This window comes from Acinetobacter psychrotolerans (assembly GCF_048552595.1).
Taxonomy (GTDB): domain Bacteria; phylum Pseudomonadota; class Gammaproteobacteria; order Pseudomonadales; family Moraxellaceae; genus Acinetobacter.
Genome location: NZ_JBIMDK010000001.1, coordinates 85,382 through 105,241, shown reverse-complemented (window position 1 = coordinate 105,241; position 19,860 = coordinate 85,382). Strand labels below are relative to the sequence as shown.

Here is a 19,860-nt window from a genome sequence, read left to right as displayed (position 1 = left end):
TATGACTACACGACAGCCATTGGTTTTACTTGTCGATGATGAACAAGATTTATGTTTACTCATGCAAATGAGCCTCTCCCGAATGGGAATCAAAACACATATGGCGCATCATTTACAACAAGCCAAATATTTCTTTAATGAATACAAATATGATGCTTGTATTACTGACTTAAATCTTCCTGATGGTAGTGGCCTAGATTTAGTCAAGCATGTATCGCAACATTATCCTAAAACCCCTATAGCAGTGCTTACAGCTTATGGAAATATGGAAATTGCCATTGCTTCTTTAAAAGCAGGTGCTTTCGATTTCGTCAGTAAACCGATTAACCAATCGCATTTACAGCAATTATTGCAAAAAGCATTGCATGTACCCACGATTGATCTAGATGTAGCGACAAGACCCATCGAACAATCTATGTTGATTGGTAAATCACCAATTATTTGTCAGCTTAGAGAATCCATTAAAAAAATTGCGCGCTCGCAAGCACCTGTTTTTATTACAGGTGAATCGGGCACTGGGAAAGAGGTCGTTGCCAATCTGATTCATAGACTCAGTAATCGTAGTGATAGCCCTTTTGTCGCGATTAACTGCGGTGCAATCTCTGAAGACTTGATGGAAAGTGAGCTTTTTGGGCACAAAAAAGGTTGTTTTTCAGGTGCGACGCAAGATAAGCAAGGCTTAATTCAAAGCGCAAATGGCGGAAGTTTATTTTTAGACGAAATTGCAGAGCTTTCTTTAGCCATGCAAGCCAAGCTGCTTCGTGCTGTACAAGAAAAGAAAATTCGCCCACTCGGTAGCGAAACTGAAGTCGAAGTGGATTTTCGAATTATTAGCGCAAGTCACCAAAATATTGAAGCACTTGTCGATCAGGGTAAATTCCGTCACGATCTATTTTTCAGAATCCATGTGATGGATGTCGTGTTGCCTCCGCTCAGACAACGTGGGCAAGATATTCTAATTTTAGCAGAACATTTTATTCAACTCATTTGTGCGGAATGGCAAATTTCGGTGAAAAGCCTGACGGATTCTGCAAAAAAGTTTTTGCTGGAACAACACTACTCAGGCAATGTTCGTGAACTACGGAATATCATCGAAAAAGCCATTACTATGAGTGATGACATCATTCTCGACATTCATCACCTACAGCCTGCTCCGCATCGTAATGTAAGTGGCATCGCATTCCATCGCACAGCACCTTACGCATCTGCCGTAATACCTACTCAAACACCAATGACTGATCCAATCCATACAGCTCAAAACATTCCTGAAGAAGGTTTAGAGCAATATTTGGAAAAAGTCGAAAAAGAAGTTTTGTTGTCTGCTTTAAATCAAACCCATTGGAATAGAACGCTAGCAGCGAAAAAATTAGGCATGACTTTTCGTTCTTTACGCTATCGTTTGAAAAAATTTGGTTTAGATACAGATGACGATGAGTAATGAAAATCGATTTTCATCAATCCTAAACAAAAAAACTGAGACTTAAAATCTCAGTTTTTTTGTTTTAGAAGAGCGCATTCGATAAGACTAGCGATGTTTTAATAATTGATCTGCAACATTATTCAAATAGGTCTCTTCTTTTATATCCAAAGCCCACGGATAATCTAAATTTGGGCGAATACCCTGCCCATCTATCATATTACCGTTGGGGGTGAAATAATGCGAAACCGTCATTTGCACTGCTGCACTATTGGGCAATGGAAATAGTTTCTGCACGACACCCTTGCCATAGCTTTTCTCACCGATCACCCATGCACGATTTTGTTCTTTCATTGACGCAGTAAAAACTTCAGCCGCAGATGCCGAACGACCGTTGATTAAAATTCCTAATTTAATATTGGAAAACTCATCACCCGGTAAAGCTTGGAATTGTTGATTACCTTCAGAACGGCTCTTTGTTGAAACAATCGTTCCTTGGTTTAAAAATAGATCAGCTGTTTCAACGGCGGCAGACAACAACCCACCTGGATTATTGCGTAAATCAAATAAAACGGCTTTCACTCTTTGAGAACTATACTCCTCAATTAATCGTTTAATTTCATTTGCAGTATCTTGCTGAAATACCTTCACTTTTAAAACTAAAACCTGATTATGTAATAAAACAGGTTCAATATCTGCCACGTCTAATTTTTTATTTCTAAGCACAGACAATACTGGGCTTTTTTCATTGAGCTGTAACTGTAAAGTGGAACCAATTGATCCATGCAATAAATCATCAACTTGCTCTGCATTTAAGGTTTTTAATTCTTGGTTTTCAAGTTTAAAAATCGTGAATCCATTTTTTAAACCCAATTTAGCAGAATCAGAATTTTCTTTTAAATTTCGAATTTGCCATTGATGTGTATGGTTATCAAAACCCAATTCAAAATCCACAGTCGCCAGATCACTTTCTGTATATTGCATCAATTGCTTATATTCTTCAGGCGACAAATAACGTGAATAACGATCTAAACCACTAATTAAACCTTTGATTGCTTGTAAGAACAGAACATCATCCGGTTTTTCTTGGACATAATTATCTTTGACAATTCCGTAAATCTGAACAAATTGTTCAATCGATTCAATGGGCACTTCTGTGATGGTTTGCTCCATATCTCCATCAAAATCAAGAGCAGCATTATCTGCTGCCCATACCGAATGGCTTCCACTCGCAAGTAATCCTGTTAAAACAGCAATATATTTCCAAGCTTGAGCCATTCACACACCTGTATCTTTATCTTATTAATTCAACGTAATTAAATTACGTCCTTTCATGTCTGATGGCACTGGAAGATTCATCAACGTTAATATCGTCGGTGCAACATCTGCCAATACGCCACCGTCTGCAATGACTGCATCTGTAGGGCCGACATAAATAAACGGCACAAGTTCAGTGGTATGTTGCGTATGTACTTGACCACTCACATAGTCTTGCATCTGTTCAACATTACCATGATCAGCTGTAATTAACATATGTCCATGTTTTGCTATCACGGCTTCATATAAACGCCCCAAACAGGTGTCTACAGCTTCAACTGCTTTGACTGCCGCATCAAATACACCTGTATGTCCAACCATATCACCATTGGCAAAGTTAACAACCAACAAATCAAACTCGCCTGAATTGACTGCTTTAACCAATTCATCCGTCACTTGTGGTGCGCTCATTTCAGGTTGTAAATCATAAGTAGCAACATTAGGTGATGGAATCAAAATCCGTGTTTCACCTGGATACTCATCTTCACGACCACCACTAAAGAAGAAGGTCACATGCGCATATTTTTCTGTTTCAGCAATACGTAACTGCGTTTTACCTAAATCAGAAAGATATTCTCCAATCGAATTTTTTAATCCATTCGGCATATAAGCAACAGGTGCATCAATGGTTGCTTGATAACGCGTTAACATGACAAATTTAGCGAGATTGGGTACAACTTTACGCTCGAAACCTGCAAAATCTTTTTCAACAAAAGCTTTGGTTATTTCACGTGCACGGTCTGCACGGAAATTCATAAATACAACACTGTCACCATCAGAAATTTTAGCAATTTCACCAATACGTGTTGCTTTAACAAATTCGTCATTTTCATTGGCTTGGTAAGCTTGCTCTAAACCTTCTAGCGCAGAATCCACAACACGGAATGCTTCACCTTCTGTCAATAAGCGATAAGCTTGTTCAACACGATCCCAACGATTATCACGATCCATTGCAAAATAACGACCGATCATTGTCGCAATACGACCTTGATTTGGATATTGTGCAAATACCGCATCTAACTTTTCTAATGAAGGCTTAGCGCTACGTGGCGGTGTATCACGACCATCAAGGAAAGCATGTAAATAGACTTTTACACCACGTTTCAATGCAAGTTCACACATGGCAACAATATGGTCTTGATGTGAATGCACACCACCTTCTGACAATAAACCCATGATATGCACTGCACCGTTCGCAGCATTGGCTTTTTCTACAGCATCAATCAACACTTCATGTTCAAAGAAATCACCCGTACGAATGTCTTTGGTAATACGCGTAAAATCTTGATAAAGCACGCGACCAGCACCCAGATTCATATGACCGACTTCGGAGTTACCCATTTGCCCATCTGGAAGCCCGACATCTTCACCAGAGCCTGAAATTAAACTATGCGGATGCTTGTCTTGCATCATGGTTAGATTTGGCGTTTTTGCTGCTAAAAACGCATTATCTTCGACCGCTTCACGATGACCCACACCATCCATAATCACAAGAACGTGAGGGATTTTGCCAGCAGTTGCATCCGTCATGATTTACACTCTTTTTACTGTTTACAATTTAATCGTCATATCTTACCGTTTTTTTACGGCAGACTCTACGCTCAAACGATGGTAATCATTGATCTCCACCATCTGAATTTTTCATCTATTTTAAATTTTAATGATGGAGCTGAATCCATATTGCAAATTATCGTGCCCGATAAAGCAAATAACTGCCTACACCAAACATGAAGAAGATTGGAATAAAAACAAACCAAGCAGGTGATGGTGCATAAACCAAACTTGCATAGCCCAAAAAGTCTTGGATGTAATAAAAACCTAAGCCTACAAATAAAGCGATAACCAAACGAAAACCCATCGATTGTTGACGCAATGGCCCAAAAATAAATGAACAGGCAATCAACACCAGTGCCAGTAATGCAAATGGGGAACCGATATTTTTCCAAAACGCCAATAAATAGGTTTTTGGAATCTGGCTATATTCATTCATATACGTCATGAAACTGACCAATTGACTCGGTGCTAAATCTTCAGGATCTATCGTCACCATATGTACGTATTTAGGCTGCAATGCCAGTGCTAATGCTTGCTGATCCTGACTCACAACTTGCGATTGACCATTGGCAAGGATATTCACTTCAGCGCTCTTTTGCAGCTCCCATTGTCCATCTTTGACAAACTGACCTTGTTCCGCATTTAATAAGGACTTCAAACGATATTCATCATTAAAATCTAACACTTGAACGTTCTTTAACGTCCCTTGGGCATTGGCATAATCAATATAAATAAAACGCTGCCCTTCTCGTGCCCAATAGCCTTTGACTTCACCCAATGCGGTAACACTGCGATGGCTTTTAATACTTTTTGCCTGCTCACTGGTGTAAGGAACAACAAACTCACTCAACACGAATGAAAGAATCACCAGAAGCAATGCTGAGCGCATCACCCAGCCCACAATCCTCCATAAACTTACACCTGATGCACGCATCACAATCAATTCACTATTGGATGCCATTGAGCCAAGACCAAGCACAGCGCCAATCAATGCAGAAATAGGCAGAATATCGTAAAGATAACGTGGCGCACCCCACAATACATACTGCAAAGCATTCCAAGCCGTATAACCTTCTTTTAAATCACTTAACTCACCGAGATAAGTAAATAAAATCTGCAAGATAGATAACACCGCTGTTGCACCTAACATAGCGAGCACTGAGGTTTTTACTACATATTTTGCGAGAATTCTACGTGCTAACATTATGATCTCACTCGCTGAATGTGTTTCTTAATTTTAGGTGCTAGTTTTTGCTTTCTAGAAAATAAAGCTGCGGCAATGGCATAAACCAATAATACGGCGAGATATGCCCACATTCCCACCTCATCTTTACTGACACGAGTTTTGATTGCCATGAGTGCCACAATCAAACTGGCAAAAATCAATAAGGCTGGAAATAGTTTTAAATAACGACCTTGACGAGGGCTGACTTCACACAAGGCTGTTGCCAACATTAAAGCAACGATCATTGTAAATGGAACAAAAATTCGCCACCCCAGTTCACTCTGAACCACTGGATCATTTTTATTTTCAAGTAACTTTCCAAATGAAAGTGCTTCTACTTCACCACTGTCAAATTTAGCTTCTTTATCGCTTTCTATCCGCAAACGCCATGTTTGAAATTCTGCTTGTGAATACTTGGCAGAGTTCTGATAAATTTCATAACGACGCCCTTGGATCAGATCTACGACACTCGCTGAGTCATTTGCAATCTCTATTCGAGTCGCTTCTTTCGCTAAAATAATTTCGTCAGGTCGACCTTCTTTTTCTGCACGTTTATAAACAAAGACATCTTTTAGATTTTTACGATCTTCAGATAAAGAGCCTGCATAAATGGTATACATACCTGCGGAAATAAACTCACGAGGGCGAACAGAATCGAAACCTGTCTTCACTGCTTGAGTTGATATCAATTGCTCATACTGACGCAACCCCCAAGGTGATATCCAAATCATCAAAACACTTTGTACACATAGGTAGATAACCGTAAGCGGTATTAACAAACGAGCCAACTGAATACGGCTTACTCCACTCCCATTGAGAACTGCCATCTCATGATCGACATATAGACGACCAAAGACCAACATTAAACCAATGAAGAAACCTAATGGAAGAATTAAGGTTAAAAATTCAGGTAATCGATAGCCAATAATACTGAACAATATGCTTGGATCGATACGTCCCATCGCAGCTTGACCAAACCGCTTGATCAATTGCCCGCCCATCATGATGACAGTCAATAATGTAACGACCACTAAAGAAGTCGAAACCACTTGTTTGACGAGGTAACGTCGAATAATCAAATTAATCTTCCAAATAAGAGTAAATCGTGAAGTAGCGTTAGTTTACTCGAAGTTAAAAATATAAAACCACATTGAAATTCTATCATTGGAAGTGGTTCAATGGTTTAATGAATTGCAACCGTTAAAAGGCACCAATACAGCATATGAAACTTACGATAAATACATTGTTTTCAGCGCCTACATCTAGCCAGTCTTTGTTTATTCTGGTGGATTCTGAAAACCTAAAAAAAACCCAAGAAACATATAAAATCAATGATTTAAATACATTGACCGAAACCATTCAGTACAAAGCTGGATTCAATGAAACATTACCATTGATCGGAAAATTGTCGCAAATTACACAATGTACTCTAGTGGGCATTGATAAAGCATCTGAAACAAAATCTGCAAAATTAGCAAAAATTGCACAAACGATTATCAAAGCTTCACAAAAAAAATTCAAACAAATCAGTATTGATATTTCAGCACTACCTGTTGAATTGCATTATTTATTTGCTTTGAATCTGACTCAAGTAGCTTATGGTTACGATGAGTTTAAATCGAAAAAAAATGAATTTAGCTTAGAACAAATTGAATTGATTGCCGCTCAATCTTCTTTAGATGCAGCGCAAATCAAACTCATCGAAGCGATTCAAAATGGACAAAATTTTGCACGTGATTTAGGCAATTGCCCTCCAAATATTTGTTTCCCAGAATATTTAGCAGAACAAGCTCAGGCTTTAGCGACTGAATTTCCAGATTTATTAACAGTGACTGTTTTAGAAGAGCAACAGCTTGCAAACTTAGGCATGCATGCTTTTCTTGCTGTGAGCAAAGGCTCAGAACGTCCAGGTCGTGTGATTACCCTTGAATATAAAGCCAATACAGATCAAGCACCTATTGTTCTTGTCGGTAAAGGTGTGACGTTTGATACAGGTGGTATTTCATTAAAGCCAGGTTTAGGCATGGATGAAATGAAATACGATATGTGTGGTGCGGCATCGGTTCTAGGTACAATTCGCGCATTATGCGAAGCCAAACTTCCGATTCATGTCGTGGGTGCAATTGCTGCGGCTGAAAATATGCCTTCTGGACATGCAACTCGCCCGGGTGACATTGTGACCACTATGAGTGGGCAGACTGTAGAAATTTTAAATACCGATGCCGAAGGTCGTTTAGTACTTTGCGATACATTGACCTATGTTAAGCGTTTCAACCCAGCTTTAGTCATTGATATTGCGACATTAACAGGTGCTTGTGTTGTGGCTTTAGGCTCAGTGGTTTCAGGTTTATTCACGCCAGATGATGAATTAGCTGAAGAATTAACAATGGCTGGTCAAACTGCATTTGACCGTGTGTGGCGCATGCCTGTGTATGACGATTATCAAGAACAACTTGATTCTCCATTTGCAGATATTGCCAATATTGGTGGTCCAAAGGCAGGGGCTGTCACAGCAGCATGTTTCTTACAACGCTTTACTCGTGATTACCGTTGGGCGCATTTAGACATTGCAGGTACAGCATGGAATTCTGGTGCAAATAAAGGTGCAACAGGTCGTCCAGTACCCTTATTGATGCAATTTATTGCCAATCGTGCGCAATCAAATGGCTAAAATTAGCTTTTATTTGTTTGAAAAAAGCCCTGAACGACAGGTCGAAAGTGCCTGTCGTTTATGTCGTAAAATTTTGCGAAATACAGCTAAAATTTGGTTGTATTGCCCAGATGTAGAAATGCAGCAACAACTCGATGATCGTTTGTGGAGCTTTGATCCTGCTAGCTTTTTAGCACACGGAATTGATCAAACACATGCACCAATTTGTATTTCTGCACAGCTGCCTATGCCGACAACGTCACCCGACTCGAGTTCTAGTGAATGGATTGTGTTTAATTTTAACAATCAGCCACTTGAACAAGTGACGCATTTTGGTCACATTATAGAAATTGTTGAAAATAATGAGTCTGCGAAGCAAATAGGTCGTGAAAAATACAAAGCATATCGACGGATGGGGACAACACCTCAAACTTTCAAACTCTAATTCATTGAGATTTAATATTTAAAAGTCAAGGAGATGCGTGGTGACATTAAATGTCGGTCAAGATTTTAAAAAGCGTTGGTTAGATACGCCAGTTGCCGTGCGCCAAACTTTTGTCGATGACCTCAATCGCATCTGTGACCTTTTAAGCCCAGTAACGGACATTCAAAATTGGCATAATAATGATCAACGCCAAATGCAAGTTGCACAATTGCAAGTTGAAAAGGCCTATGCCGATTTAAAAGCACAACTGATTGAAGAAGCACGTGTGCGTAAACAACTGGCTTTAGAAAATTCTTTAGCAGAAAAACGTGCCCTGCAACAAGCTTATGATGTGCAGTTGCAACAAGATGAAATTCAACAATTTGCCAAGCAAAAATTGACCCTTCAAAATCTTCGTCAACAAATTGATACTGATATTTCACTATATAGTGAAAAATATTGTAAAAACCCAGACACCCCTGCAACAGACTATGCCAATGGTCAGTTGAGAATCGCCGATGCACAAATGCTGTCTGAATTAGACAGTGTACGTTTACGGCTTGAACTTGAAGCTGAAACTCTCATAGAACAAACAGTCAATGCTTTTCGAGCTAAACTTGAAATAGCGGCTAAAGAAGAAATAGATTACGTGCTCGCCAATTCAAACTTTTCAGCCGAATAATTGCAGCGGTTATTTACTGTAATTTTAAAGTAATTTTTTAATGTCATTAAAATGCAATATTTATGTCACAAGATAGTCATGCATCACGAAGCGATAATCAGTTTAGTGTTGGGGATAAAACTATTTAAGCGATTTTTTTTATCAATACGATTCATTATTGATACAAAATGAACCATCGCATTCAGTGGGATAAACAAAATGGATCTGTTAAACCAAATTTCGAACCAAATTGAACAACTTAATTCAGGTGAAAAATGGACTGTATCTGTGCAAGATTTATTGATTAGTCGTGCAGATTTTCAATCTGTTTCTGTTTTTTTGAGTCGTGAGTCCGAAAAAGGGCTATTCTCTTTGTCTGACTTAGGAACAATCAAAGCTAGATTTGATCAAACATCTTTAACCATCATTAAGAATTAATACCATATTGCACTAAAAAAGCCCTATATGGGCTTTTTGTATTCTCAGAAGAGCAAAACTAAAAAGAATCAATAATGAGCGATAGTAAATTACCTGCCCCATAACCAATGCCTAACAATAATGCGATCCAAATCCAGCCACCCAATACGTTATACAACATAAATACAGGCATCTTCATATGCCCTGCGCCTGCCGCAAACGGTGCAAATGAACGTACAAAAGGTACAAATCGAGCCACAAGGATAGTTTTACCACCGTGCTTTTCAAAATAATGATTGGTTTTTTGTATATATTCAGGCTTAAACCAACGCGAATGCTTGTGAAAAAACTTAAAGCCCAAAGCTCTCCCAGTATAATAATTCACGGCATAACCCAAGATTGAAGCACTAAATAGCAGTACACCCATATAATGTAAGTGCACAGACTCGGCTGTAGAACACAATGCTCCAATTGCGATCAGCAAACTATCACCAGGTAGAAAGAACATAAATACCGAGCCTGTTTCTGCAAAAATAATCAAAAACAGAATCGCATAAATCCAAAGCCCATAATTTTCTAATATGGTGGGCAGTAATTGTTCTAAATGCAGTAAAAAATCGAGCAATATACAATTCTCTTTAATGGACTCTTTGCAATATATTCGTCTATTTTGACGATGTAAATATGAAAAAGCCTAAATTAATTAGGCTTTTTCATATTTAGTGCGAATTTTATTATTTCAAAAAGCCGTTCTGAGCCAAAAATTCCATGCTTAATTTTGACTCTGCTTTCGGTTCAGCCGCTTTATCACCTAACAATAGACGCTCAATATAACGTGCCAAAATATCAACTTCTAAATTTACTTTCGCCCCGACTTTCCATGTCCCAATATTGGTACGTTCAGCTGTATGCGGGATAAGATTTAAACTCAGCACATTTCCACGTAAATGATTAATGGTCAAACTAATACCATCTACGGTCACAGAGCCTTTTTCTGCTAAATATTTGGCAATTTCAGCAGGTGCAGTCACTTCAAAGTAAAGCGAGCGAGCATCTGAGCGCACCACGGTAATCTCACCTACGGCATCGACATGACCACTGACAATATGCCCACCAAAACGTGTTGTTGGTAACATCGCTTTTTCTACATTAACAGATTGACCGACCTTCCAACTGGCTAAAGTCGAGCGATTCAAACTTTCACGAGATACATCGGCAGCGTACCAATTATCACCCCATTCAATCACGGTTAAACAAATACCATTGGTCGCGATAGAATCACCTAAATGAACATCAGACATATCTAAGCCTGTGTGAATACGCAAACGTATATCACCACCAACACTTTGTAAACTCTCGACTTTACCTAAACTTTCAATGATGCCTGTAAACATAATTCTACCCTGCTACCTCGGTGAATGAGGCTTTTAAAACATGTACTATGGTGTAGCATCTACCTTTTTTAAAGGAGAATATTCATTTTACCAGAGTGCTAATTGCGTACTCGCACCTGAAGTATCCACACCACCTAATTCTGCAAAATGATAGAGCTGCCCCAATAACTGACGTAATGGTGGCCCAGATTTGGCATGTGTATCAGTAATAACAATAAACTCAAGTACTCGTGCACGTTCAGACTGGCGCTGTTTACTTACCCGATAACGAGGTACATCTTGTGTCAACAAAGTTACTTTGCCACGTTTTAAATTTGCTGCCAATAAATCTTTAGCTTCAATATTTCCATCAGTGGAATAACTGGTGAGAATATAGCGCGCATTAATCGTTTCCAATAATTTCTCATATGCTTCTTGTGCATATTTTGAAGAATTATATTGGCTCGGCCGTTCCTTACGCCAAGCACGGTCAATCCCGCTTTTAAAGCCCTTGGTATCAGGTGTCGGTAAATCTGCTTGATCCCAAAGTGTTAAGGAGTTGAGTACATGATAATTACTGCTATAAGCGTGTTGATTATAAGGTGGATCTAAATATGCCACATCAACTTCAAAACTACTCATTTGATTGGCTAAATGCTGTGCATCGACACACCACATTTCAGCCATAGGTGTTTTTTGCTTATTATCACCGACTTCACTGAAACGGCTTGGTGTGAGCCAAAGCAAAGATTCTATTCGCTCTAAAGCAGTTTGGGTTTTCCCACCCCAACCATGGTGAAAGCTTTTGAATACGCCACTGGTATTACTCACAAAACTTGCTGAATAAAGTAATGGAGCAAGCAGAGCACTCATTTCCACATCATCAATTGCACCCTGTGCCTGCCAAGTGGCAATCTGCTGACGAATAGCATCTATACGCATACCATTACGGCGTTTAAAGAATAAACGGTCACGTGCAGGATCATAAATTTCATCATTACGGGGGCAAAGATTATGGGTCACCCAACCTTTCACTTCAGGTAAGCGATTTAAATAATCAATAGCTTTTTGATAACCACCTAATTCTTTAAACGCAGGCGCATCAGTACAGGCAAGAATCGCATGGTTCAACGCATGACTATACGGTTCCCAATCATTGGCAATCACACGATAACCATTTTGACGGGCTAAACGTGAGACCACACCACTTCCTGCAAAAAAATCTGCAAAAATCGGGGCACGTTTACTGCCTGTATTTAATGTTCCAGTGATTTCCAGTGCTTCAAGAATCAGATGTAACAAACGACGTTTGTTCCCCAAATAAGGAACAAGCTGATGAAAAAGATATTCATCTGTTGTACGCGCAGAATGGCGACGTTTGTGATAAACCGATGGTGATGGCGACTCTGAATTCATACTGACTCTTGGGAAGGGATGAGTCTTAAGCGAATATCATCACCCAATTGAGTGACGTCTTGTAGCTTAAAACGAAGTTGTTGCGCCATATGTTCAAATTCTGCATTGAACATAGCACGTGCTGATTGACCTAAAAAGGTAGGGGCAACATAGCTGATCAATTCATCAACCAAATTTTCCTGCAAAAATGCAGTGGATAACGTTGCACCTGCTTCAACCAACACATCATAAATTTGAAAATCTTTTAAAGTGTGCAGCAAATCTGTTAAAGATTGAACGTCTAATTGTACCACGCCTAACTGTGCAAGTTCCTTGCGAAATGGTCCCATGACCATGACTGTTTCAGGCTGTTGAAGAATCTGTGCCGTTAAAGATAAACGCCCCTGACGATCTAAAATAATACGTGTGGGTTGGACAATATTTTCTATATCAACATTTGGTAAAGAACGGACATTTAATAACGGATCATCGACTAAAACGGTATCAATACCAGTAATCACTGCACCAGAAATAGCACGCCAATGTTGCACATCTTGGCGTGCTTCTATACCTGTAATCCACTTCGACTCACCAGAAGCCATTGCTGTACGACCATCTAAACTTGATGCTATTTTCAAACGTACATAAGGCATATTGCTTGCCATTGCTTTTAAAAATCCAAGATTTAATTGTGTAGCTTGTTGTTCGCAAATACCTGTTTCAACTTGAATTCCAGCTTGACGTAAAATATCTACACCCTTGCCCGCGACCAATGGATTCGGATCTGAACATGCGATGACCACTTTAGCAATGCCTGCTTCGACCAGACCTTTTGCACACGGCGGTGTACGCCCATAATGCGCGCAAGGTTCTAAAGTCACATAAGCTGTTGCACCAAAAGCAGACTTTCCTGCTTGGCGCATTGCAAAAACTTCTGCGTGTGGTTGCCCTGCTTGAGGATGAAAACCTTCACCAATCAATTGTCCATCTTTGACAATCACACAACCGACATTGGGATTAGGACGAGTGGAATATTGTCCAAGTTTAGCCAGCTCAATCGCTTTCTGCATCCAAACTTGATCCGAATTAACATCTACATGCTTTGCATTCTGATTTAATTCAGACATAGTGTTCCTAAAATTGCTCGTAAATAGGCTGCAAATAAGACTTGGATTTTACTCATCTTGATCACGATATTGCATTTGTTCAATTTGATGACGGAAAGCGTCTATATCTTGGAAATCTTGATAGACTGATGCAAAACGTACATAAGCCACATGATCTAAAGCAAATAGAGCCTGCATAACAATTTCACCAATGGTGCGTGAACGTACATCACGCTCACCCAAACGGCGAATTTGTAATTGAATATCACTCAAAACTGTTTCAATCTGCTCTTGAGTAACAGGTCTTTTTTGTAAGGCATGCATTAATGAACGGCGTAATTTTGCCTCATCAAAAGGTTCATTTTTTCCGTCAGACTTGGTGACACGTGGCATAACCACTTCATAACTTTCAAATGTGGTAAAACGCTCACCACAATTAATACACTCACGACGTCGACGAATCTGACAGCCTTCAGCTGCCAAACGCGAATCGATAACTTTACTATCAGCGGCGTTGCAAAATGGACAATGCATAGTGGTTTAATTGAACAAAATTCGTAATTTGAACTAGTGTAGCAAAAAAATCTGAGGTTGTTGAACATTTCGCAATATATAGAAAAAAAACAGCCCAAATGGGCTGTTTTACACAATATATAGTTATTGCCTATAAATTACACATCATTGATATTATTCAATACGTTCGCCATGCTGACTGAGGTCTAGGCCCATACGTTCATCATCAGATTCAACACGAATGCCTATCACTACATCAATGATTTTTAAGATGATAAAGGTTGCAATACCTGAGTAAGCAATCGTTGCCAGTACACCTTCAACTTGTACCCATAATTGATGCATCATATCTGTAGGCGCTTTATCACCCATGATAAATGAGCTTGCAAATACAGCAGTTAAGATCGCACCGACAATACCACCAACACCATGTAGACCAAAGGCATCTAAAGAATCATCTGCTTTAAGAATACGTTTTAGACCTGAAATACCCCAGAAGCATACAACGCCACCAATGATACCCATGATCAATGCGCCACTGACTGTGACGAAACCTGCTGCGGGTGTAATCACCACTAAGCCTGCTACCGCACCAGATGCCGCACCCAATACAGAACCTTTACCACGTACAATTTTCTCAACAATTAACCAAGAAATTGCTGCTGCTGCCGCTGCGATTTGAGTTGTTACCAAGGCATACGCTGCTGAGCCATTCGCACCAAGTGCAGAACCACCATTGAATCCGAACCAACCTACCCACACAAGGCTTGCACCTAATACAGTTAAAGCTAAGTTATGTGGCGCCATAGATTCTTTGCCTAAACCCATACGCTTACCGAGCAAATAGGCTGCCACTAAACCTGCAACACCTGAGTTAATATGAACAACTGTACCGCCGGCAAAATCAAGCGCACCATCATTCATTAACCAACCACCACCCCATACCCAATGAGCAATCGGTGCATACACCACGATGACCCAAACAGTAATAAAGGTAATCCAAGCACTAAACTTCATGCGGTCAGCGACTGAACCACTAATGATCGCAACCGTAATAATTGCAAAAGTCATTTGGAAAATAACGAATAAAATTTCTGGAATCGTACCACTAAGCGAATCTGTAGTTATACCCGATAGCATGACTTTATCGAGACCGCCAATTAAGGCATTACCTGATCCAAATGCCAATGAATAGCCAATCACAACCCATACAATACTGACAACTGCAGCAGCACTAAAGCTATGCGCCATCGTACTCAAAACATTTTTTTTACGAACCATACCACCATAGAACAGTGCTAAACCTGGAATGGTCATCAATAAAACAAGTGCTGTAGAAACTAAAATCCAAGCCGTATCACCAGTGTCTGCTTTTGGCTTTACGTCTGGTATTGCTGTAGGTGTCGCCTCAGGCACAACAACAGGTACTGTAGCGGTAACTACTTCACTTGCAGCAACTATAGCTGTTGATGCGGGTTCAGTTACGTTTTCTTCTGCCCACGCAACTGACCCGCCAAGGAGTGCGCCAGACAGGCTGAGCGCTAATAGCATTTTTTTCATTCGTATCCCCCAACCCAATTTTGTAAGTTATGTATTGATATACACAACAAGCAAACTTTATGCCAAATTAAACAGCATCTGGCCCTGTTTCACCCGTACGAATACGAATAACTTGCTCTAAATTAGTTACGAAAATTTTTCCATCACCAATTTTCCCAGTGCTAGCAACACGCGTGATCGACTCAATGACCGAGTCCACCATGTCATCACTAATTGCAATTTCGATTTTTACTTTAGGTAGAAAATCAACAACATATTCTGCACCACGGTACAGTTCAGTGTGACCCTTTTGACGACCAAAACCTTTAACTTCAGTTACGGTAATCCCTTGGACGCCAATTTCTGACAATGCTTCACGTACATCATCTAATTTAAACGGTTTTACAATTGCGGTTACGAGCTTCATATTGTTTTCCTTCGGCTTATTTCACCAGTAAGGTTTTATGTTCAATTTTCATGCCAATCTTCTCAGCGGTTGGGGATGCTCATCGGATTAACATGATTAGTATTTATAACCTATTCTATACACTTAGGAGAAGTTTGAGATTTAAAAAATAAACATTTCTACAAGAATATTAACGATTAATCATCGGATTATTCTATTTGACCTCATTATTACTTAGGCAAAAAAAAAAGAGCGATGGTACACTAGGCCAATAATATAAACCTTTCGGATTCCTCATGATTGAAACATTATTACAAGCAATTCTGGAACAAGTCGATCAACCTAAAAAAGACCTAGAATATAACTTACGCGCACTACTCAATGAAGCTGTATCTAAAATGGATCTGGTATCTAAAGATGAAATTGAACGTCAAAAAACTGCACTTAATAATGCCAATCAACGACTCAATACATTGCAAGAACAAGTAAAAGCCCTCGAAGTTTTAATCCAAAAGAAAAGCTAATTATTTTTTGCACAAATTTAGTGCATAAAAAACAATAAAACGATTAAAAATAAAGCAAATTGGAATAACAATAATGTCTTTTGCAAAAATTTATACCCGAGGTTTACTTGGATTACATGCGCCTTTAATTGAAGTTGAAGTACATGTCAGTGCTGGACTGCCCTCTTTAACCATTGTCGGTTTAGCCGAAGCTGCCGTTCGTGAAAGTAAAGATCGTGTACGTTCTGCCATTATTAATAGTGGTTATCAGTTTCCAACCAAACGTTTAACTATCAACCTAGCACCAGCCGATTTACCCAAAGATGGTTCACGACTAGATTTACCCATTGCTTTAGGTATTTTAATTGCAACGGGACAGTTGCCTGAAAATGTCACAGATGAATTTGAATTTATTGGCGAATTGGCTTTAGATGGACATTTGCGTCCAGTCACAGGAACGCTGACAATCGCAATGGCTTGCCAATCTGCAAAACACCAACTCATGCTTCCTAAAGAAAATGCAGATGAAGCTGCGCAACTGCCTGAGTTTCAAGTTTTTGCAGCAGGACATTTAAAACAAGTCTGTGAACATTTTTTAAGCTCGAAAAAAATAGATGCGACTATTTCTAAAAAAGCTGAACAATCAAGTTATTACAAATTCGATTTAGAAGATGTTAAAGGGCAACTCCGTCCAAGGCGTGCATTGGAAATTGCGGCAGCAGGCGGACACTCCATCTTATTTAAAGGTCCGCCTGGTACAGGAAAAACACTACTTGCATCACGTTTACCCAGTATTTTACCTGCGTTAAATTCGCAAGAAAATTTAGAAGTTGCCAGTATTTATTCCGTTGCAAATGCCCAACATCATTTTGGGCAACGTCCGTTCCGAGCACCACATCATACTGCTTCCGCAATCGCATTGGTCGGTGGTGGTTCTCACCCTAAACCTGGTGAGATTACTTTAGCTCATTTAGGCGTTTTATTTTTGGACGAGTTACCAGAATTTGACCGAAAAGTTCTAGAAGTTCTGCGACAACCACTGGAATCTAAAGAAATCATTATTTCTCGTGCCTCACGACAAGTAACCTTTCCTGCAAATTTCCAACTCATTGCAGCAATGAATCCCTGCCCGTGTGGTTATGCTTTTAATCAAGATAGTCGTTGTCAATGTTCTGCCGAATCGATCAAACGCTATCAAAATCGAATTTCGGGACCATTATTAGACCGCATTGATTTACATATCGATGTGCCGCCATTAAAAACACAAGAATTACAAAATGATAATGCTGTAGAGAACTCTGCAACGGTGAGAGAGCGTGTCATTCAGGCCTTTCATTGGCAAATTCAAAGACAAGGTGCATTAAATCACTCACTTTCACCTAAGCAATTAGAAGCTTATGTCATTCTTGATGAAGCTTCGAGAAAAATGATTGAAATGGCACAACAACGCTTAAATCTTTCTGCTCGTGCCTATCATCGTATTTTACGAGTTGCAAGAACCATTGCAGATTTGGCACAAAGTGAACAGGTTCAGAGTATCCATTTAACAGAAGCTTTATCCTATAGAGGAAGCCAAGCCTAAATTTTTAAAATTGAATGAGGACACGCTATGCTCAATTTAACTTTACGCAACGAACAAGTAGATGATACTGAAGCGATTTTCAATCTCACCAAGCGAGCTTTTGAAAATGCTGAACATACAGATCATAATGAACAATTCATTGTTAATGCATTACGTAATGCTCAACAGTTAACAATTTCCCTTGTTGCAGAACTTGATCAACATATTATTGGACATATAGCTGTTTCACCTGTAGAAATTTCTTCTGGAGCAAAAAACTGGTATGGACTAGGACCTATTTCTGTTGCGCCAGAATATCAACGACAAGGGGTGGGATCTACTTTAGTGCAACATGCTTTAGAGCAACTCAAACAATTTTCTGCGGCTGGATGTGTTGTTTTAGGTGACCCTAATTACTATTCAAACTTCGGATTTAAGGTAGTTTCAGGGTTAATTTTAGCGGATGTTCCGATTGAATATTTTCAAGCTATTTCCTTTGATGGAACCTTTCCACAAGGTGAAGTTCAATATTCCCAAGCTTTTGCAGCAACAGCATAATTTACAGGCTCATTGAGGATATTTTTGCAAATAAAAAAGGTGACTTAAAGTCACCTTTCCTAAACGTCACGATCAATTCATCATGCTTAGAATGCTTTGGTTAGGGTAAATACTGCACCCGTTTCCACACCGCGTTTACCTGCATGACTTAAACCATCAGTATCGATATTACTACCAATTGCAGCCAATTCTGCGGTTACAGTTGGAATAGATTTGAGTGTATACGTTACACCAGCTTTCCAATCGACATAGTTGTCTTTACCATTGAAGCTATATTTATCTTCATCCACAGTGGTATAGCCCACATTCGCAACACCGCCAAAACCTGTTGCACCAAATGGTACTGAATAACCTAAATTAATATTCCAGCTATCTGCTTTAGCGCCCGCATAATCATTGGTATAGTTAATATTGGTTAAAATGCTATCGCCTTCAGTAAGCGCATTTTTAAAGATTAATTTCCCGTACAATTCTGCCCAATTCAGGTCGCTTGCACTTGGATAACCATAATACCAAACACCTACATCTAAAATAGGTTTTCCAGCAAAGCTGTCTAAAGCTGTTGAATAACCAATGAAAGGATCAAGCTCTAAGTGTGGATCAGGGCCGCCAAAATTTACATTTGAACCCCATAAGCCACCATACAATCCTGAGCTATGAGACAAAGTAAAACCAGCTTGCACAGCAGGATCATTTGCCGTTTGCGTAATCCCTCGATAACGATAATCACTCGTTATGGCAGCGCTACCAGAAAAACTTAAACCTAATTTAGCAAGTGCATTATCTTCAGCCATTGCCATTGTTGCTGTAGAAGATAAGACCGCCAGTACCAGTGCTTGAGTAGAAAATTTCATCTTGAGTGCTCCCCCATCATACGATGTCTATTTGTTTTGCTTAAATTTGATGAACTCGTAATGTATTTAGCAATTGCTATGCCAACTTTGGCTGTATGGTGTAAAAGCACATCACTGTAAGATGCTAATAATTTGTTATTTATAATATTATTTTTTTTAAATAGTCGTAATTGATGTGCATGGTGCTGTTGATGAAGTTCTATTTCATTCAATACAGCAGTGAGAATATACATATTGACCTACTTTGATCCTAACGCTAAGAGAACAGCAGTATCGAAGCGCAGCCCGTAAAATTGCTATTTCCAAAAACAGTAGATACGTAAAAATAAAGTAAAATAAGCAAATAGACGGGTATCCTATAATTAAAAACTTGGTTTTGTATTATTT

Annotated in this window: 20 protein-coding genes; 8 read left to right on the top strand and 12 right to left on the bottom strand. The window is 39.3% G+C overall.

What is annotated here, in order from left to right:
* Position 1 precedes the first annotated feature (1 nt).
* Positions 2-1,438, top strand: coding sequence for a sigma-54-dependent transcriptional regulator (locus ACG94X_RS00450; protein ID WP_419381779.1), 1,437 nt, complete (start codon positions 2-4; stop codon positions 1,436-1,438).
* An 87-nt stretch (positions 1,439-1,525) separates the two neighbouring features.
* On the opposite strand, the gene ACG94X_RS00445 is transcribed toward ACG94X_RS00450, so the two are convergent.
* From ACG94X_RS00445 to lptF, 4 genes are all read right to left on the bottom strand, one after another.
* A complete protein-coding gene (locus ACG94X_RS00445; RefSeq protein WP_419381778.1) occupies positions 1,526-2,695 on the bottom strand; it encodes a S41 family peptidase in 1,170 nt (389 codons plus the stop codon).
* A gap of 24 nt (positions 2,696-2,719) precedes the next feature.
* On the bottom strand, positions 2,720-4,264 hold the full coding sequence (gene gpmI / locus ACG94X_RS00440; RefSeq protein WP_419381777.1) for a 2,3-bisphosphoglycerate-independent phosphoglycerate mutase: 1,545 nt from the start codon (positions 4,262-4,264) through the stop codon (positions 2,720-2,722).
* A gap of 157 nt (positions 4,265-4,421) precedes the next feature.
* Positions 4,422-5,492, bottom strand: a complete 1,071-nt coding sequence (gene lptG, locus ACG94X_RS00435) for an LPS export ABC transporter permease LptG (protein ID WP_419381776.1) — start codon at positions 5,490-5,492, stop codon at positions 4,422-4,424.
* Positions 5,492-6,592: an LPS export ABC transporter permease LptF gene (gene lptF, locus ACG94X_RS00430; protein WP_419381775.1), complete on the bottom strand. Its 1,101-nt coding sequence runs from the start codon at positions 6,590-6,592 to the stop codon at positions 5,492-5,494. Before lptF ends, lptG begins: the two co-directional genes overlap by 1 nt.
* Before the next feature lie 143 nt (positions 6,593-6,735).
* Here lptF and ACG94X_RS00425 point away from each other — a divergent pair, with 143 nt between their 5' ends.
* The 4 genes from ACG94X_RS00425 to ACG94X_RS00410 all read left to right on the top strand — a co-directional run bounded on the left by ACG94X_RS00425 (position 6,736) and on the right by ACG94X_RS00410 (position 9,686).
* Positions 6,736-8,184, top strand: coding sequence for a leucyl aminopeptidase (locus ACG94X_RS00425; RefSeq protein WP_419381774.1), 1,449 nt, complete (start codon positions 6,736-6,738; stop codon positions 8,182-8,184).
* Positions 8,177-8,608 (top strand): DNA polymerase III subunit chi, encoded by a 432-nt coding sequence (locus ACG94X_RS00420; protein ID WP_419381773.1) that lies wholly within the window; start codon positions 8,177-8,179, stop codon positions 8,606-8,608. Before ACG94X_RS00425 ends, ACG94X_RS00420 begins: the two co-directional genes overlap by 8 nt.
* A gap of 40 nt (positions 8,609-8,648) precedes the next feature.
* Positions 8,649-9,269, top strand: a complete 621-nt coding sequence (gene blhA, locus ACG94X_RS00415) for a cell division protein BlhA (protein WP_419381990.1) — start codon at positions 8,649-8,651, stop codon at positions 9,267-9,269.
* Between the two features lie 198 nt (positions 9,270-9,467).
* A complete protein-coding gene (locus ACG94X_RS00410; RefSeq protein WP_419381772.1) occupies positions 9,468-9,686 on the top strand; it encodes a hypothetical protein in 219 nt (72 codons plus the stop codon).
* 58 nt (positions 9,687-9,744) lie between these two features.
* On the opposite strand, the gene ACG94X_RS00405 is transcribed toward ACG94X_RS00410, so the two are convergent.
* The 7 genes from ACG94X_RS00405 to glnK all read right to left on the bottom strand — a co-directional run bounded on the left by ACG94X_RS00405 (position 9,745) and on the right by glnK (position 16,018).
* On the bottom strand, positions 9,745-10,290 hold the full coding sequence (locus ACG94X_RS00405) for a VTT domain-containing protein (protein ID WP_419381771.1): 546 nt from the start codon (positions 10,288-10,290) through the stop codon (positions 9,745-9,747).
* Positions 10,291-10,399: 109 nt separating this feature from the next.
* Positions 10,400-11,059 carry a riboflavin synthase gene (locus ACG94X_RS00400; protein WP_419381770.1) on the bottom strand — a complete coding sequence of 220 codons (660 nt, stop codon included), beginning with the start codon at positions 11,057-11,059 and terminating at the stop codon, positions 10,400-10,402.
* An 87-nt stretch (positions 11,060-11,146) separates the two neighbouring features.
* On the bottom strand, positions 11,147-12,454 hold the full coding sequence (locus ACG94X_RS00395; protein ID WP_419381769.1) for a DNA adenine methylase: 1,308 nt from the start codon (positions 12,452-12,454) through the stop codon (positions 11,147-11,149).
* Positions 12,451-13,560 (bottom strand): bifunctional diaminohydroxyphosphoribosylaminopyrimidine deaminase/5-amino-6-(5-phosphoribosylamino)uracil reductase RibD, encoded by a 1,110-nt coding sequence (ribD, locus tag ACG94X_RS00390; RefSeq protein ID WP_419381768.1) that lies wholly within the window; start codon positions 13,558-13,560, stop codon positions 12,451-12,453. The genes ACG94X_RS00395 and ribD overlap by 4 nt, the downstream gene beginning before the upstream one ends.
* A 48-nt stretch (positions 13,561-13,608) precedes the next feature.
* Positions 13,609-14,073, bottom strand: a complete 465-nt coding sequence (nrdR, locus tag ACG94X_RS00385) for a transcriptional regulator NrdR (protein ID WP_419381767.1) — start codon at positions 14,071-14,073, stop codon at positions 13,609-13,611.
* Positions 14,074-14,226: 153 nt separating this feature from the next.
* On the bottom strand, positions 14,227-15,612 hold the full coding sequence (locus tag ACG94X_RS00380; RefSeq protein WP_419381766.1) for an ammonium transporter: 1,386 nt from the start codon (positions 15,610-15,612) through the stop codon (positions 14,227-14,229).
* Positions 15,613-15,679: 67 nt separating this feature from the next.
* On the bottom strand, positions 15,680-16,018 hold the full coding sequence (gene glnK / locus ACG94X_RS00375; RefSeq protein ID WP_004868205.1) for a P-II family nitrogen regulator: 339 nt from the start codon (positions 16,016-16,018) through the stop codon (positions 15,680-15,682).
* Positions 16,019-16,293: 275 nt separating this feature from the next.
* Between glnK and ACG94X_RS00370 the strand changes: the two genes are divergently transcribed.
* The 3 genes from ACG94X_RS00370 (at position 16,294) to ACG94X_RS00360 (ending at position 18,619) form a co-directional block, all read left to right on the top strand.
* Positions 16,294-16,521, top strand: coding sequence for an accessory factor UbiK family protein (locus ACG94X_RS00370; RefSeq protein ID WP_419381765.1), 228 nt, complete (start codon positions 16,294-16,296; stop codon positions 16,519-16,521).
* 73 nt (positions 16,522-16,594) lie between these two features.
* Positions 16,595-18,082 carry a YifB family Mg chelatase-like AAA ATPase gene (locus ACG94X_RS00365; protein WP_419381764.1) on the top strand — a complete coding sequence of 496 codons (1,488 nt, stop codon included), beginning with the start codon at positions 16,595-16,597 and terminating at the stop codon, positions 18,080-18,082.
* A gap of 27 nt (positions 18,083-18,109) precedes the next feature.
* Positions 18,110-18,619, top strand: coding sequence for a GNAT family N-acetyltransferase (locus ACG94X_RS00360; protein ID WP_419381763.1), 510 nt, complete (start codon positions 18,110-18,112; stop codon positions 18,617-18,619).
* A gap of 86 nt (positions 18,620-18,705) precedes the next feature.
* Here the strand turns inward: ACG94X_RS00360 and ACG94X_RS00355 are convergent, their stop codons facing one another.
* Entirely contained in the window at positions 18,706-19,473 is a 768-nt protein-coding gene (locus ACG94X_RS00355; protein ID WP_419381762.1) for a TorF family putative porin, read from the bottom strand.
* Positions 19,474-19,860 lie beyond the last annotated feature (387 nt).

Excerpts from the sequence above, each read along its gene's own strand:
- ACG94X_RS00450 (WP_419381779.1), top strand. The coding sequence starts at position 2 with ATGACTACACGACAGCCATTGGTTTTACTTGTCGATGATGAACAAGAT.
- ACG94X_RS00445 (WP_419381778.1), bottom strand. The coding sequence starts at position 2,695 with ATGGCTCAAGCTTGGAAATATATTGCTGTTTTAACAGGATTACTTGCG.
- gpmI (WP_419381777.1), bottom strand. The coding sequence starts at position 4,264 with ATGACGGATGCAACTGCTGGCAAAATCCCTCACGTTCTTGTGATTATG.
- lptG (WP_419381776.1), bottom strand. The coding sequence starts at position 5,492 with ATGTTAGCACGTAGAATTCTCGCAAAATATGTAGTAAAAACCTCAGTG.
- ACG94X_RS00425 (WP_419381774.1), top strand. The coding sequence starts at position 6,736 with ATGAAACTTACGATAAATACATTGTTTTCAGCGCCTACATCTAGCCAG.
- ACG94X_RS00420 (WP_419381773.1), top strand. The coding sequence starts at position 8,177 with ATGGCTAAAATTAGCTTTTATTTGTTTGAAAAAAGCCCTGAACGACAG.
- ACG94X_RS00410 (WP_419381772.1), top strand. The coding sequence starts at position 9,468 with ATGGATCTGTTAAACCAAATTTCGAACCAAATTGAACAACTTAATTCA.
- ACG94X_RS00400 (WP_419381770.1), bottom strand. The coding sequence starts at position 11,059 with ATGTTTACAGGCATCATTGAAAGTTTAGGTAAAGTCGAGAGTTTACAA.
- ACG94X_RS00395 (WP_419381769.1), bottom strand. The coding sequence starts at position 12,454 with ATGAATTCAGAGTCGCCATCACCATCGGTTTATCACAAACGTCGCCAT.
- ribD (WP_419381768.1), bottom strand. The coding sequence starts at position 13,560 with ATGTCTGAATTAAATCAGAATGCAAAGCATGTAGATGTTAATTCGGAT.
- nrdR (WP_419381767.1), bottom strand. The coding sequence starts at position 14,073 with ATGCATTGTCCATTTTGCAACGCCGCTGATAGTAAAGTTATCGATTCG.
- ACG94X_RS00380 (WP_419381766.1), bottom strand. The coding sequence starts at position 15,612 with ATGAAAAAAATGCTATTAGCGCTCAGCCTGTCTGGCGCACTCCTTGGC.
- glnK (WP_004868205.1), bottom strand. The coding sequence starts at position 16,018 with ATGAAGCTCGTAACCGCAATTGTAAAACCGTTTAAATTAGATGATGTA.
- ACG94X_RS00370 (WP_419381765.1), top strand. The coding sequence starts at position 16,294 with ATGATTGAAACATTATTACAAGCAATTCTGGAACAAGTCGATCAACCT.
- ACG94X_RS00365 (WP_419381764.1), top strand. The coding sequence starts at position 16,595 with ATGTCTTTTGCAAAAATTTATACCCGAGGTTTACTTGGATTACATGCG.
- ACG94X_RS00360 (WP_419381763.1), top strand. The coding sequence starts at position 18,110 with ATGCTCAATTTAACTTTACGCAACGAACAAGTAGATGATACTGAAGCG.
- ACG94X_RS00355 (WP_419381762.1), bottom strand. The coding sequence starts at position 19,473 with ATGAAATTTTCTACTCAAGCACTGGTACTGGCGGTCTTATCTTCTACA.